Source organism: Amphritea atlantica (assembly GCF_018860855.1).
Taxonomy (GTDB): domain Bacteria; phylum Pseudomonadota; class Gammaproteobacteria; order Pseudomonadales; family Balneatricaceae; genus Amphritea; species Amphritea atlantica_A.
Genome location: NZ_JAHKQE010000030.1, coordinates 294,873 through 310,539, shown reverse-complemented (window position 1 = coordinate 310,539; position 15,667 = coordinate 294,873). Strand labels below are relative to the sequence as shown.

General features: G+C 47.7%; 12 protein-coding genes. 7 read left to right on the top strand and 5 right to left on the bottom strand.

Annotated features, from left to right (window positions below):
- Window positions 1-119 precede the first annotated feature (119 nt).
- Entirely contained in the window at window positions 120-1,568 is a 1,449-nt protein-coding gene (locus tag KO512_RS14775) for a TrkH family potassium uptake protein (RefSeq protein WP_215953109.1), read from the bottom strand.
- Between the two features lie 192 nt (window positions 1,569-1,760).
- Window positions 1,761-2,561 carry an ion transporter gene (locus tag KO512_RS14770; protein WP_215953108.1) on the bottom strand — a complete coding sequence of 267 codons (801 nt, stop codon included), beginning with the start codon at window positions 2,559-2,561 and terminating at the stop codon, window positions 1,761-1,763.
- Between the two features lie 166 nt (window positions 2,562-2,727).
- Here KO512_RS14770 and KO512_RS14765 point away from each other — a divergent pair, with 166 nt between their 5' ends.
- Entirely contained in the window at window positions 2,728-3,639 is a 912-nt protein-coding gene (locus KO512_RS14765) for a dienelactone hydrolase family protein (protein ID WP_215953107.1), read from the top strand.
- 110 nt (window positions 3,640-3,749) lie between these two features.
- On the opposite strand, the gene KO512_RS14760 is transcribed toward KO512_RS14765, so the two are convergent.
- The 3 genes from KO512_RS14760 to KO512_RS14750 form a co-directional block, all read right to left on the bottom strand.
- Complete coding sequence (locus KO512_RS14760; protein WP_215953106.1) at window positions 3,750-4,415, bottom strand: carbonic anhydrase; 666 nt, start codon at window positions 4,413-4,415, stop codon at window positions 3,750-3,752.
- Between the two features lie 110 nt (window positions 4,416-4,525).
- Window positions 4,526-6,331: a sodium-extruding oxaloacetate decarboxylase subunit alpha gene (gene oadA / locus KO512_RS14755; RefSeq protein WP_215953105.1), complete on the bottom strand. Its 1,806-nt coding sequence runs from the start codon at window positions 6,329-6,331 to the stop codon at window positions 4,526-4,528.
- 76 nt (window positions 6,332-6,407) lie between these two features.
- Window positions 6,408-7,823, bottom strand: coding sequence for an acetyl-CoA carboxylase biotin carboxylase subunit (locus KO512_RS14750; protein ID WP_215953143.1), 1,416 nt, complete (start codon window positions 7,821-7,823; stop codon window positions 6,408-6,410).
- A 178-nt stretch (window positions 7,824-8,001) separates the two neighbouring features.
- On the opposite strand from KO512_RS14750, the gene KO512_RS14745 reads away from it, so the two are divergent.
- The 6 genes from KO512_RS14745 to KO512_RS14720 all read left to right on the top strand — a co-directional run bounded on the left by KO512_RS14745 (window position 8,002) and on the right by KO512_RS14720 (window position 15,475).
- Complete coding sequence (locus tag KO512_RS14745) at window positions 8,002-8,958, top strand: LysR family transcriptional regulator (RefSeq protein WP_215953104.1); 957 nt, start codon at window positions 8,002-8,004, stop codon at window positions 8,956-8,958.
- Window positions 8,959-9,421: 463 nt separating this feature from the next.
- A complete protein-coding gene (locus tag KO512_RS14740) occupies window positions 9,422-10,864 on the top strand; it encodes a two-component system sensor histidine kinase NtrB (protein WP_215953103.1) in 1,443 nt (480 codons plus the stop codon).
- A 39-nt stretch (window positions 10,865-10,903) separates the two neighbouring features.
- On the top strand, window positions 10,904-11,647 hold the full coding sequence (locus KO512_RS14735) for a DUF3465 domain-containing protein (RefSeq protein ID WP_252735032.1): 744 nt from the start codon (window positions 10,904-10,906) through the stop codon (window positions 11,645-11,647).
- Between the two features lie 167 nt (window positions 11,648-11,814).
- A complete protein-coding gene (locus KO512_RS14730; protein ID WP_215953102.1) occupies window positions 11,815-12,786 on the top strand; it encodes an ADP-ribosylglycohydrolase family protein in 972 nt (323 codons plus the stop codon).
- 125 nt (window positions 12,787-12,911) lie between these two features.
- Window positions 12,912-14,381: a YcjX family protein gene (locus KO512_RS14725; protein WP_215953101.1), complete on the top strand. Its 1,470-nt coding sequence runs from the start codon at window positions 12,912-12,914 to the stop codon at window positions 14,379-14,381.
- On the top strand, window positions 14,378-15,475 hold the full coding sequence (locus tag KO512_RS14720; protein ID WP_215953100.1) for a TIGR01620 family protein: 1,098 nt from the start codon (window positions 14,378-14,380) through the stop codon (window positions 15,473-15,475). The genes KO512_RS14725 and KO512_RS14720 overlap by 4 nt, the downstream gene beginning before the upstream one ends.
- Window positions 15,476-15,667 lie beyond the last annotated feature (192 nt).

Sequence of the window (15,667 nt, the reverse complement as noted above, 5' to 3'; positions counted from 1 at the left end):
CCGTATAGTTAAATCCACCTACTGCCTCTGCATGTCTGACGAGGGTTTACTGCATTTAAGGTATTAATTGCTTCGCTATACGAAGGTTTTTGCTCGCTATTTTTAGCCGGATTTTCTGCTCAGCCTTTCCAGAAGATAGGAGAGAATAATACCACGACGGTAAGTAACTCTAAACGCCCTAGAATCATCGTAAACGCCAGAATCCATTTAGCTAAATCCGGCAGTGGCGCAAAGCTGCCTGAGGGACCAATGATGTCGCCTAAGCCTGGACCCACATTGGTCAGTGCGGTGGCTGCGCCGGTAAAGCTGGTGACAAAATCTACGCCGATCGCTGTGAGCATTAATGTGGCAACGGCGAGGGTGAGAAAAAAGATAAACGAAAAAGCGATCGCCGATACAATAATATCATCATGCACGAGCTTGCCATTGTAATGGATGGCAAAGACGCCTCGAGGGTGTACCAGCTTGCGAAACTGATCCTGTAGAAATAGAAAGGCTAGCTGGAAACGAAATATCTTCATACCACCGGCGGTGGAACCAGAACAGCCGCCGATAAAGGTGATAATAAAAAATAGTGCGATACTAAACTGCCCCCAGAGGGTGTAGTCCGAGGAAGCATAGCCCGTCGTGGTAATCACCGATGTGACATTAAAGGCCGTATGGGTCAATGCCGCGAAAAAAGGCATATCTCCAGTCAGCATCAATTGGCTTGTTAAAATGGTCACCAATACGGCAACGATCATTAAAAAACCCTTTACCTGCTGATCCGCGAGGCTTTTGAGTGAAGGGTGCAGCAGGAAACGGATAAATAACGTAAACGGCAGGCTACCTAATAGCATAAAGAACACCGACACCCAGAGAACCGAGGCACCAAACCGGCCCATGGATTGGTCATTGGTGGCATAGCCTCCGGTAGACACGGTAGTGAAGGCGTGATTGATCGCATCGAACACGGTCATCCCCACGAACCAGTAACTACTGGCACAGAGCAGGGTAAGCAGTAGATAGCTGAGCAGCAATGTTCTGGCTAGTTCATGAAAACGGGGTAGCGATTTATCGGCCCAATCGGATGATTCTGTCTGGAACAAACGCATCCCACCAATCCGCAAAAAGGGCAAGATGGTCACCGCCATACCGATAACCCCAAGCCCACCCAGCCATTGCAATAAGGACCGCCATAAAAGCAAGCTTCTGGGTAGGTCCTGTAAGCCGCTGATTACGGTGGAGCCGGTCGTGGTAATACCCGAGACCGATTCAAACACGGCATCAGTGAGTGATAGTGGGTGGTGGCAGAGCATTAAAGGCAACGCCCCTAAAAAAGACATTAACATCCAGCTACAACTGGTCAGCAAATAGAGTTGTCGAGAGGTAAGGGTAAACCGTGGCGCTTTAAACAGAATAACCAAGATAATGCCGAGCAGCACACTAAGCCCAGAAGAGGCAAGAAAGGGGATAAATTCTGGATCATTGTAGATAAACCCATATCCAGCGGGAATGAGCATCAATCCTGCCATAATCCATGTCAATATCCCGCAGACATAGAGCACTGGCCGAAACAGCTTAAGCATTGTCAGGCACCTTAATTACACAGCCTTTAATTATCCTCCTTAGTGATAAAAAATCGACACTCAAAGGAGAATTTCAGGTGGAAGGGGTTAATTAATTAGCTGGAGTCAAAAGACGTGGAATGGAAGGCGCCGAAACAGTGCATTTAGCGAACTGTATCGGCGCGATGGTTCATTTAGCGTGCAGTGGCGTTGTTATAGCTTCGCTTTGATCAACTCTTTCAGCTCTTGTATTTCAAGGTGCAGGGATTCAATGGTGGGCGTGCCATCGGTCAGTGCTTGTTCCCGAGCTTCTTGGGCATGTTCACCCTCCATCACACTTACAACGATACCGATCACCATATTCAAGAAAGCAAAGGTCGTGAGGAAAATAAAGCTGAGATAGAAGATCCAGCTAAAGGGGTACACGCCCATCGTTTCATACATTACGTCGGTCCAGTCTTCAAATGTCATCACCCGGAACAGCGTTAGCATGGCGATACTAATATCCCCCCAAAGCACCTCGTTGATCTCGCCAAAGAAAGAGGCCCCTACGGCGGCATAAATATAGAAAATAATAAACATCAGCAGGATGACATAGCCCAGTTGCGGCAACGCTTTAATCAGCGAGTTCAGCAATAAGCGTAATTCGGGAATAATAGAGACCATCCGTAGCACTCTGAAGATACGGATCAGACGGCCAATCAAAGCCATTTCGCTGTCTTCAACGGGAATAAGGCTGATCACGACGATCAGCGTATCAAACACATTCCAACCATTTAGGAAAAATCGTTTTTTCTCCGGCTCACCAATAAACCGAACCGAAACCTCAAGCAGGAAGAATAGCGTGATAGCGGTATCCATCCAGCCGATCAGAGTGAGAACATCTGCGGGGATATCATAGGTTTTAGCGCCGATAACCAGGGCTGAAAAGAGAATAATAGAGACAACAAAAAGCTCGAAAGCGCGGTTGTTGCGCAGTTTGAAGAATGCTGTCTGAAGTTTTATGTAATTCATAACCTGCCGATTCAGATTGATCAAAAATGAAGGCAACTTTACTGTGCTTTGAAAGAAATGTGTACTAGCAATGCCGCTCTCGTTCATAAGTTTGTCATAAGATAATCCCAACATAGGCTATATTGGTTTTATCGCCCTATGCTGGGTATCAATATAAGGAGTTTATATGCGCTCAAATAATGACAGTAAGCAGTTTTCTGACGTTGCCATTCCTCAGGAGGCCTTCGATTGGTATGACGAATATGCTCATGGTGATATCGATCGACGCACCTTTCTTAAACGACTAGCGACATTGGGGGTTGTAGGGCTAAGCCTTAGCGCGGTGTCAGGTGCGCTCATTCCCAATTATGCGTTGGCGGAGCAGGTGTCATTTAACGATGCCGACATCAAGGCAAACTATGTCGAGTTTGACTCTCCAGAGGGCTATGGCAAAGGTCGTGGTTATCTCGTGGGGCCAACGGGTGTCAGTGCTGAAAAACCGGCGCCGGCGGTTTTGGTGGCCCATGAGAACCGTGGTTTAAATCCCTATATTGAAGATGTTGCTCGGCGTTTAGCGAAAGCCGGTTATGTCGCCTTTGCCCCTGATGCGCTATATTCCCTCGGTGGTTATCCAGGTAATGATGACGAGGGGCGGGCGATGCAGAAAACCTTGGATCGCAGCAAAATAGAAGCGGACTTTGCAGCGGCAGCGCAAATGCTGACCACTCATGAATTGACGACCGATAAACTTGGCATGGTTGGGTTTTGTTTTGGTGGTTATCTGACGAATCAGCTAGCCGCTATGCTGCCTGAAACGATTAATGCGGCGGTGCCATATTACGGCACACCACCGCAAATGCCTGCGGCTAATATCAAGGCACCATTGCAGCTACATTTTGCAGGGTTGGACAAGCGGGTAAATGGTTATTGGCCAGAGTATGAAGTGGCTTTAAAAGCGGCGCATATTGATTACAGTGCCTTTATCTACCCCTATGTTAATCATGGATTTCATAACGACTCTACTGGCCGTTATGATGAAGAAAGTGCCGAACTGGCTTGGCAGAGAACACTGACCTTCTTTAAGCGACATCTCAGCTAAAAAAGAAAAGCCGCTAATGAATATGCGGCTTTTCTTTGATTGAAGCGAGACGTTGTGATGACCAGTTCTGTGATGAGCGATAACAGGTAATCTCGCCAAACGAATGAGCATTACTCTTGGCTAGACTGTTCGATCAGGTCGGCATAGAGCTCATCAAAGTCTTTAAAGACCGAATCGTTATGCTTACAGCAGCGAATCGTGCCGCTTTTAATGTCGTAAATCCAGCCATGTACCTCTAGTTTATTGGTCGCCAGCTTAGCCGCGACGGCAGGGTGAGTACGAATATGCTGCACCTGCTGTAAGACGTTTTCCTCAATAGCCTCATTAAGGTGTTCAACACCTACCGCGTGATCGTGAGGGATATCATAGCGTTCACGAACGATCTCCATCGCCGAGCGACAATGTCCTAGCCACTCTTTAACGTGGGGTAAGCCCCGCAGCGCGCTGATATCCAGTGCGCCTCTAATGGCACCACAATCAGTATGACCACAGATAATAATGTGGCGCACACCCAATACCGCCACGGCGTATTCAATTGACGCGGTCATGCCGCCGGTCTCATTACTGTGGGGTGGGATAATATTGCCCGCGTTGCGGCAAATAAACAGGTCACCCGGGGAGGTGCCGGTTAAAAGGTTAGGATCGATGCGTGAATCAGAACAGGTAGCGAACAGAATTTCTGGGTTCTGACCATCGGCCAGTGTGCCAAAAAGATCTTTGTGTTCTGGATAAACGTTCTGGCGGAAATTAAGCACGCCTTTTATTATTTTTTCCACGGCCGTTATTCTCTGTATCGGGTGTTAAGTAGGAGCTACAGTATCCGGTTATGGGCGTTCAACACACCCATAACCTTGACTTATGCAGGCTTTGTTAATGTTACGTTAGCTTACTCGATTTCAGCCAGTACTTCGCCAGGAATAACACGATCACCCTTGGCAACGTAAATCGCTTTTACCGTACCGGCGATGTTGGCATGAATCTCCATCTCCATTTTCATCGCTTCCGCCACCAAGATCGGTTGGCCCGCTTCAACAACATCGCCTTCGCTGACCAGTACCTCGAAGATATTACCCGGCATAGCGGTGGTAACATGGCCCGGTTCACTGGCTTTTTTACGGGTATTGCTGCCTTCGATAATAAATTCGTTTTGTGGCTGGAAGATAACTTCTTCTGGTACCCCGTCCAGCGACATATAGATTTTACGCTTGCCGCTACCGAACTCACCTACACCGGTTACCGCAATATCATAGGCCTCGCCATGCACCTCAATCTTAAACTCAGATGCACTCGCTTGGCCTAATTTCAAGCCATTACCGGCATCAAGCGGTAGTAGCTCTTCCGGCTCGAGGGTGCCATCAGCACGCTGTTGCAGAAATTCGCGCCCCAGATCGGGGAACATGGCGAAAGTCAGCACATCCTCTTCTGATTTTGCCAGCTCACCAATCTCTTCACGCAGGTTGTTTAACTCAGGGCTAAGGAGGTCAGCGGGACGACCTACATCAACGCTTTCATTACCGATGGCGCGCTTTTGCAGTTCCGCATTGACCGCTGCTGGCGCTGCACCATAGCCACCTTGAAGATAACGTTTAACTTCGTTAGTGATCGTTTTGTAGCGTTCGCCTGCCAATACATTATAAACCGCTTGAGTGCCGACAATCTGAGAGGTTGGCGTTACCAAGGGTGGGTAGCCAAGATCTTCACGTACTCGAGGTATTTCGGTAAAGACTTCACGAATTCTATCCAGCGCATTTTGCTCTTTTAGTTGATTAGCGAGATTCGACATCATACCGCCAGGCACCTGATTGATCTGCACAGAGACATCTTCGCGGGTAAATTCACTTTCAAACTGATGATACTTTTTACGTACTTCGCGGAAATAGTCGGCAATCTCTGCCAGTAACGGCAGATCCAGCCCTGTGTCGTAGTCGGTACCTTTAAGTGCTGCCACCTGTGTTTCTGTTGCCGGGTGGCTAGTGCCGCTGGCAAAAGAGGAGATGGCTGTATCGATGCGATCCGCACCCGCTTCAATCGCTTTAAGCTGACATAGCGGTGCTAAGCCTGCGGTTGAGTGGCTGTGTACCACGATGGGTAGATCTAATTCGGCTTTTAATGCACTGACTAGGTCGTAGGTGGCGTAAGGCGTAAGCAGGCCGGCCATATCTTTAATCGCAATAGAGTCTGCCCCCATATCACGCATGGCAATGGCTTGTTTTACAAAGAGTTCAGGGGTGTGCACTGGGCTAGTGGTATAACAGATAGTCCCTTGAGCATGTTTGCCCGCTTTTTTAACCGCTTTCATCGCGGTTTCTAGATTACGGATATCATTCAGGGCATCAAAGACACGGAACACATCGATGCCGTTTTGCGCCGCTTTAGCCACAAAGGCTTCAACCACATCATCGGCATAATGGCGATAACCCAATAGATTTTGGCCACGTAGTAACATCTGTAAGCGAGTATTCGGTAAAGCTGCTCGCAGTTGACGCAAACGCTCCCAAGGATCTTCTTTTAAGAAGCGGACGCAGGCATCAAAGGTTGCTCCGCCCCAGGCTTCCAGAGACCAGTAGCCGACTTGATCCAGTTTTTCACAGATAGGCAGCATATCTTCAGTGCGCATACGGGTGGCGATCAATGATTGGTGCGCATCTCGTAAAATCACATCGGTGACTTCAATTTTTTTAGCTTGGCTCACAATATTTTCTCCTACAACGACCTGGGTCGTTGGTTTCAATTCATGTTCTACAACAAAACCGCTTGGCTTGGTTGGCTTACCAGCCCGCGTACGCGGCAATGGCCGCTGCAACCGCAAGGGCCATCTGGCTCGGGTGGCGTTTGTCGGAATAGTTCAATAGTTCCGGGTGATCCGGTACGAAACTGGTATTAAAGTTTGCCGCTTGAAAGTCAGGGTGCTGCAAGATCTGTTGGTAGTAGTTAGCGGTCGTTTTAATGCCGTGCAGACGCATATCATCTAGCGCTCGCTGACCACGGGCGACCACTTCCTCCCAGGTTAACGCCCAGACCACCAATTTAAGACACATGGAGTCGTAATAGGGGGGTATTTCATAACCGGTATAGATGGCGGTATCGACACGAACGCCGGGGCCGCCGGGTGCGTAGTAGTGAGAGATACGGCCAAAGCTGGGCAGAAAATCATTCTTGGGGTCTTCAGCGTTAATTCTGAATTGCAGCGCATAACCGCGATAAGAGATATCCTCTTGGCGATAACTCAGGGGGAATCCTGATGCGATACGCAACTGTTCACGCACAATATCGACGCCGGTAATCTGCTCAGTAATGGTATGTTCCACCTGCACTCGGGTATTCATCTCCATGAAATACACCTGATTACCGGTGAGCAGAAACTCTACAGTACCTGCATTTTCATAACCCACAGCTTCTGCCGCTTTTACCGCTAATCCGCCGATATATTGGCGCTGCTCTGGGGTTAATTGAGGGCTTGGGGCAATTTCGATCAGTTTTTGGTTGCGTCGTTGAATCGAACAGTCCCGTTCATAGAGGTGAATTACGTTGCCTTGGCTGTCGGCTAAAATCTGGACTTCGATGTGGCGTGGGTTGACGATGCACTTTTCCATAAAGACTTCAGCTGAACCAAAGGCTTTCGTTGCTTCGGAAATAACCCGTGGATACTGAAGTTTCAGTTCTTGCGGAGTATCACAGCGACGAATACCTCGACCGCCGCCACCAGAGGTGGCTTTAACCATGACTGGATATCCAATTTCGTCTGCCAAGGCTAAGGCTTCCTCAACATCGGCTAGATTACCGTCAGATCCCGGTGTGATAGGCACTCCAGCTGCACGCATCGAATCACGGGCTTGGGTTTTATCGCCCATGTTATGAATAACAGCGGACTTTGGTCCGATAAAAGCGATGCCTTGCTGTTCGCACAGTCGAGCAAATTCGGCATTTTCGGATAGGAAGCCATAACCTGGGTGAATAGCATCACAGCCGGTTTCGAGCGCTAAGTTAACGATGCATTGTGGATCAAGGTAGCCCGCTAATGGGTCCTCACCGAGTGAATAGGCTTCATCGGCCCGCTTTACATGCAGGGCATAACGATCAGGTTCAGTATAGATCGCCACAGAGCGGATGCCTGATTCGGCGCAAGCGCGGATAATACGTACCGCAATCTCTCCTCGGTTGGCGATCAGTACTTTTTTAATCAGTACTTTATCGGTCATGAAACTCTCCTTTGTCTTATGGAAGGCATGAACCTTTTCCGTAGACTGTTTGCCTTAAGAATATAAACAGAGCTTAGTTAATTTCTTTGATAAGGAGAAATTGATATTTCTTAGTTTATCTATAAGGTATTACTTATAGATAAACACAAAGGAACAAAATAAAGTGCCATTAACCATCAAAAATATCGCCACTCGTCTGACTTTTCGTCAGCTTCAGGTGTTTAAAGCCGTTTATGAACGACAGAGTTACAGTAAGGCAGGAGAGTTGCTGGGGTTGACTCAGCCAGCAGTCAGTAGTCAGATGCGCCAATTGGAGCAAGCGTTAGATCAGCCACTGTTTGAATATGTCGGTAGGCGATTGTTCTGTACTGCAGCAGGTGAGCGATTGTCAGAGAGTATTAACCGGATATTTATCGAACTAGCCGACTTGCAAACCGATCTCGGAGCGCTGAAGGGCAATGTAGCAGGGGAGTTAAAGCTGGTGGCGGTTAATACAGCGCAATATATGGTGCCCTATCTATTGCGCGCTTTTCTCGATCTGCATCCGCATGTCAGTGTACGGGTTAGGGTGGTCAACCGCGCGACTGCGTTACAACGGTTGAATGAAAATAATGATGATCTGGTGATCATGGGTATGGTGCCGATTGATAAGCCGTTGGTGTCACTCCCATTTTTGGACAACGAACTGGTGCCTGTCGTGCCTGATGGACATCCGTTACTGGATCTCAGTCCTGCCGAGCTGAGCCCACAGCTGTTTCTCAATAGTCATTTACTGGTTCGAGAATCGGGTTCAGGTAGTCGATTAGCATTAGAACAGCATTGCCAAGAACGCCGTTTACGTTTTACTCCGAGTATGGAAATTGGCTCTAATGATGCGGTAAAACACGCAGTGATCGCCGGACTCGGTGTCGCGGTACTGCCCAAGCTGAGTATTGGTTCTGAATTGCAACTGGGGCGTTTAAAAATCGTTAATCTAGACGGCTTTCCACTGCGCCGTAGCTTCTGCGTAGTTCACCCTCAGGCGAAGCATCCAACCCCTGCCATGCAGGCTTTCCTCGATTATATTCAGCAAAACATAAAACAGTTTGAGCAGATGTTTATTGGCAATAAAAACAAATAATTAAATCTCTTTATACAAGCAATACATTAAGCTGATTCTGTTAGCGGCAGATAGATAACCGATCAATGATTAAACCGTGTATTGATAGAGAGTCGAGCGAGTGGGGCGTCCGTTGTGTTGCCGTTTTATCTACCCGATATCGGTGCCGCGATTGGATACGGTTGAGCGGTAATCCTGCGCTCGGTTTCAAGTCATTGTAGAATGATTAGCCGAGTGCTTCAGTGCGGCGTCAATACAGCAACCATCGACGTCGATAAAGCGTTATAAACATAGCGAAACTAGCGCCAATTCCTATAGAATAGAACTAAATTGAAACTAAGCTTATAAAATCACTCTAATAGCATGCAGGTAAGCTGACTGATGCGTTAAAGTTATTTACTTCGGCTCTGCTCTGATTAAGACCGCTATAACCGAACAGCGACACAGTTTTTTGTTATTCATCCGGATTAGTTAATACACTCATATGATTAAATACGTATTTATTGTACTCGTACTCTGCTTACAGAGCCCATGGGCTGCCGCCGCCGTTGATTGGTTTAAAGATGAAAGCGGTAGAACCAAGTGGCAACACCTCGCGAATTTCAGTAGCGCAAGCCTGATTATCATTCTATCAATCACCGCCATCTACCTGTTGATCTATAGCCGCCGAGCACATCGGGCGAACCGCGAGTTAACAACGATTAAAAATGAGTTAGAACAACGGGTCAAAGAGCGCACCGCGGCCGTTGAAGAGTCGAACCGTAAGTTAATACAAAGCAATCAGTTGTTAGAATCCGAAGTAGCGCAACACGTTATCACAGCGAATCAATTGCGTAGCTCTGAGTTGTATGTCAAAGATATTCTCACCTCTATGCCGCTGATGCTGGTGGGGTTGAATAAAGATGGGCAGGTGACTCAGTGGAATAAACGGGTAGAAGAGCTGTCCGGCGTACCGTCAGAGAAAGCGCTCGGCAAGACACTGTGGGAAGCCTATCCCACCATGACGATTGTCCCTGAACATATTCAGCAGGCGATCGAACAGAACAAAATTATCCACTTAAAACAGAGTTTACGTAGTCTGTCCCACTTCGATATAACGATCTACCCGCTGCAAGGCCCAGAGCCCGGTGTTGTTATTCTGGTGGATGATGTCTCGAAAGAAACAACTGCAGAAAACCTGCTAATCCACAATGATAAAATGTCATTTATGGGTGAGCTGGCGTCATCGATGGCCCACGATATTAATATTCCACTGCAAGCCATTCTGATGGACCTAAAACGGTTTAAAAACATCATGGCTGACAGTCAGAAGGCTGGTGATAAAACACCGCTGTTAGAGTCAATCTATAGCGATATGTCCGACAAAGGGGATCAGGTTGCTAAGATCATTCACAACCTGCTGACCTTTGCCCGTAATCGCAATAGCGAAAAGCAGATGGCTGATATCGTTGATGTGATGGAGCATACCGTTAACCTAGGTAAAGAGGTGATCTCGGTATCGGATGGACTGATGTTTAATCAGGTAAAGCTCGAGTGGCAGGTTGAGAAAGGCTTACCGCAAGTGCCCTGTTATATCACCGAGCTACAACAGGTATTTCTCAGTCTGTTTCGGCATGCTTGTGCAGCCTTGCAGAAAAAGATTGGCACTGAAGGCTTTGAGCCGACTATCAAGATTATTCTGTCAGAGAGCTATGACAATATGTGGATTAAGATCCAGCATAATGGTGTCGGTCTGACCAGCGAAGAGCAGATGAGTCTGTTTGAACCGTTTTTCAGTAACACTCAACCTGCTGAAGATTTTGATACTGGAGAGCACTTGTCGTTCTCATATTACATCATCACTGAGCAGCACCAGGGGCATATGGCCGTGACTTCTGACCCAGCCGTAGGGTCAACCTTTCATATGCAGATCCCAATTACCCGCTGATCACCTTAGATCAATGGCAATTCAGGGAGATGACCACTTATGCAGCAACAGTCAGGGACATTAGCGGTCTGGAAAAATGACAAAGGCTATGGCTTTATCAAGCGTAAAGATGGCCCTGATGTGTTTGTGCATATCCGTGACTTCGGGCGAATCTCTCGCCAACCTCATGTTGGCGATATCATCCACTTTCAACCAATGCAAGATAGCCAAGGGCGTTTTCGAGCGGCTGATGTTCGGATAGAAGGGCTTGGGCAAGCCGCTAATCCAGCGAGCAAAACAACAAGACCTGCGGCAAATAAACACAGCCAAACAGCACTGCGCCAGCAACGGCCAAGAAAGTTAACACTCAAACTGATCGTGGCGCTGGTCATTGTCGCGGGACTGCTATCGACGGCCTATCAATCACTACCGCATAATGTATCGACCGGTTTCGCCCCAAAGACTCAGCCCAGCGACAGCATTATTCAGCAGGCTTATCACAATCAGCAAAGTAATTTACAGGTTCGTGGTACCGGTATTGTCAGCAAAACATTGTCAGATGACCGACAGGGCAGCCAACATCAGCGGTTTATCCTTAGATTGCCCTCGGGTATTACCGTGCTCGTCGCCCATAATATCGATTTAGCACCACGGATAAACGGGCTGCAAGCAGGTGATAGCGTTAGTTTTAACGGTGAATATGAATGGAATAAACAAGGCGGTGTGATCCATTGGACCCACCATGATCCTTCAGGGCGGCATATCGACGGATGGCTCGAACACCGAGGACAGCGATATCGTTGAGAGCAAGGTCATTGGCAGCAACCGTTAATTGAAACGGCCTCTCGTTTTTGTCGGGATGTTGAATATCTAACCGATATTCAACAGGATGATACGGTGACCTCTGCTGTCAAATGGCGTGAAGGCAACCATAACGACAATGTAGCGGTCAGTCACAAAGGGAAATAGAGATGTCCTTAGATAAGCGTTTAGATAAATTAAGAGGCATGCTGGTTGGGTTAGCTGTGGGGGACGCTCTCGGCGCCGCTGTTGAATTCATGCCACGGGGTTCTTTTGAACCGATTGAAGGGTATCGCGCCGGTGGACCGCATAACCTGAAAGCGGGCTATTGGACAGACGATACCTCCATGGCGCTATGTTCAGGGGCAAGCTTAATACACTGCAACCAACATGACCCTGAAGATCAGATGCAACGCTATCAACGCTGGTTTCGCGATGGCTATATGTCGAGTACCGGCCGCTGTTTTGATATCGGTTTCCAAACACAAAGAGCGATTCAGCGTTTCGAGCGTGAAGGGGTTGATTTGAGTCGGGAAATTCATCCCGATGATGTCGATAGCGCGGGCAATGGCGCATTGATGCGCTTGGCGCCTGTGGTTATTAAATTTCATGCGCATTTGGATAGGGCAATCAGCGCCGCGGCTGACAACGCGGCACTCACCCATAGTGACCGCCGCTGCATTGATGCTAATAGGGTGTTCACTTTTATACTGATCCGCGCGCTCAATAGTGATGACAAAAACGAAGTGCTTTCGCCCGCAGCGATTGCCGCCTATTTTGCAGAGACATTAGAGTACGAAGTGGCTGCTGTTACTCAGGGCTCATATAGTCAGCTAGATGAATCACAAGTGGTCTCAAGTGGTTATGTGGTTACTTCGCTAGAGGCTGCATTGTGGGCCTTTTATAACGCTTCGAGCTTTGAAGAAGGTGCTAAACTGGCCGTTAATTTAGGCGATGATGCGGATACCATTGGCGCAATATATGGACAAATTGCCGGTGCTTTCTGGGGTTATGACGCCATGCCGCGCGCCTGGATTAACGAATTGCACGATCCTGCCCGTATCATCACGGTGGCAGACCTATTGGCCACAGGCATCACTGATCAGCATTTAGAGATATTGATCGAGCATTCTTCAGCCTAACTGATATTTGATGTGGTACAAACTCAAAAAGAGTGATAATTCAAGGTTGTTGAAATAGGCGTACAGCTTACATAACATAACTCAATAGGTGCAAATAAGCATCTAAGCATAACATTAAGGATCGAATGAAAGACTCTGACGGATTAGTATCCAGCGTTTTCAAAAAACCATTAAAAGCCGTTATCGACTTGGCTGACGATGGTATTAACAGCGCCTCGGCGCAATTGGATAAACTGCGAGATCAGCGCTTCTGCATCGGTATTACCGGCTTGAGTCAGAGTGGTAAATCGACCTTTATTACCAGTCTGATTAATCAACTTCAGCAACATGATACAGCCAGTTTAGCGGGCTTCTCGCCGGTACTGACTGACCGCTTATTGGGCGTCAAAATCCATCCGCTAGATGCTCCGGAACTACCTCAGTTCCCCTACGATGAAGCTTACCGCCGCCTTTGTAGCCCAGAGCCTCATTGGCCAGCCTCTACCGAGGATGCCAGCGGCTGTTTGCTAGAGTTAAGACTGGCAAATAGCAGCGCTAAATTTAACCCGTTTAGTCGCAAACAGTTTTCACTCTACTTAGAAATTCGTGATTATCCTGGTGAATGGTTGTTGGATCTACCATTACGGGATATGAGTTATTCTCGCTGGTGTGCCCAATGTAACGCGCAATATACCCAATCACCCCGGGTCGAATTGCTCGGCGATTTATTAACGGAGCTACAGCACCTCGACCCATTGGCCGAGGCCGATGAAGTCAACCTTAAAGCGCTGAATAAACGCTATGTCGCGTTTTTAAACGCCTGTAAATACAGCAGTAAAAGTCTAAGCTTGATCCAGCCGGGCCGTTTTCTGATACAGGGAAAAGTACAAGACCTCGATGTTTTATGTTTTGTGCCGCTATTAAAGTGCGGTAGTTATACCGAAGGTCAGCTCAAAGCAGCTGCGAATAACAGCTATTATAAAATCTGTGAACGGCGGTATCAGCGCTATATTAAAGAGCTAGTCGAGCCGTTTTATAAAGCATTTTTTAGTCGTATTGATCGGCAGTTAGTGCTCGTCGATGTGGTCAATGCCCTTAACGCTGGACCTGAGTATATTGACGACATGCGTCAAGCACTGGCTAATATTACCGATAGCTTTGCCTACGGTAGCCGCAACCGGTTATTTCAACTGTTTAGTCCTAAAATCGATAAAGTTGTTTTTGCAGCAACTAAAATTGATCAGGTGTTATCGGAAGACCACGAGGCGGTTCGCCAATTGCTATCGGTGATTGTTAAACAAGCTTACCGCAATGCTCAGCATGAAGGCATACAGCCGATTTGCGAAGCTACCGCGGCGGTGCGTTCAAGCAAAGAAGTGAGACATGAGAACGAATTGGGGATCAGCGGTTTTGGCGCTGATGGTGAGGCCATTGGCTATATTCATCCGAAAATTCCTAACCGTATTCCCGAGGGTGACGAATGGGCTCCTTTTTTAGACTGGAAAATCCCGCCGCTCAACCCACCCAAGGGGATCTCGTATCAAAATGATGATGCCATTCCTCATATTCGCATCGATACAGTACTCAACGCTCTGATCGGAGATAAATGTGTATGAACAAGAATCCCCAGCATAATGAGACCGCCGAGCGTAGAACCGGTCATCAATTTAGCGTAGACAACGACGATGCAGAAGGGCAAGCAGAAGCCTCTGCTAACGAGCCACGACAGGCAAAAACCTTTATTCCTGAAAATGAAGAGCGGTTATCCGCCGCCCCTGAGACCATCACTACCGGCGAGCGTTTACCGCGAGTGTCTGAATATTCCAGTATTCAACTTGAAACATTACCGCTAAAAGGGCTGAAGAACTTCGTCAAACTCTTATCAGTGTTAGTCATCGTGATCATCGGCTGGGATATTTATGATGTCTTTCAAAGTGCATTGGCTATTCACTGGAGTGTTGCCTGTGCCTTTGTACTGTTAATTACCCTAGTGGCGGGGATGGGAGGCCTGTTGGCATGGCGCTACTTTGGGGACCGTGAAAATCTGCAAGCCCTAGATGACATACAACGAGATGCCCAACGGTTATCAAGTGCCAATGATTTTGGTGATGCACGACACTTTATCCAGAAGCTACAAACATTCTACGCCGATAAGCCGCAAGCTATTTTTTATCAACGTTGTATCGATCAACTACCGGACTATAGCAATGATCGGGAAATTATCGAGCATATCGAACGAGTATTTGTGCAACCGTTAGATCAAGAAGCGCTGCGCCGCGTTTCGTCATTTAGTTTGCAAACCGGTGCGGCGGTCGCCGTGAGCCCCTGGGCTTCCCTCGATATGCTGCTGTCCTTGTGGCGCAGTCTAAAAATGATCGATGAAGTCGCGCAGGTTTATGGCATTCGTCCTTCACTATCGAACCGATATAAGTTGTTAAAGCAGGTTATTCACCAGTTAATCTTTGTTGGTGCAACCGATATTATGGTGGATCAACTGATGAGTGAATTCGGCGCAGCCTCTTTAACTACGATGACTAGCACCCGAATAGGCCAGGGCGTAGGGGCGGGCATCTACACGGCGCGTATCGGTATCGCAGCCATGATGGTTAGCCGCCCCATCGAATTTAACGGCAGCAATAAACCAAAGTTGAAATCGGTCATTATGCCTATGCTTAGCCATATCAAAAATCTTTTTAAGTCAACTAAATAGCTAGCATCGCTAGGGCTGAGTGGCATTGATGATGCTCAGCATGTCGCCGATATAAAAAAGGAGAGAAGCGCATTGCATAAAATAAGATCGAGCCAAAATGATAAAGCGAGTACGGCTTGGGTGGATAGCTTGAATAGATAAACGGAAAAGGCGAGGGTGAGGTAGGAAAGCGTTAGAATGAGTGATACTGCT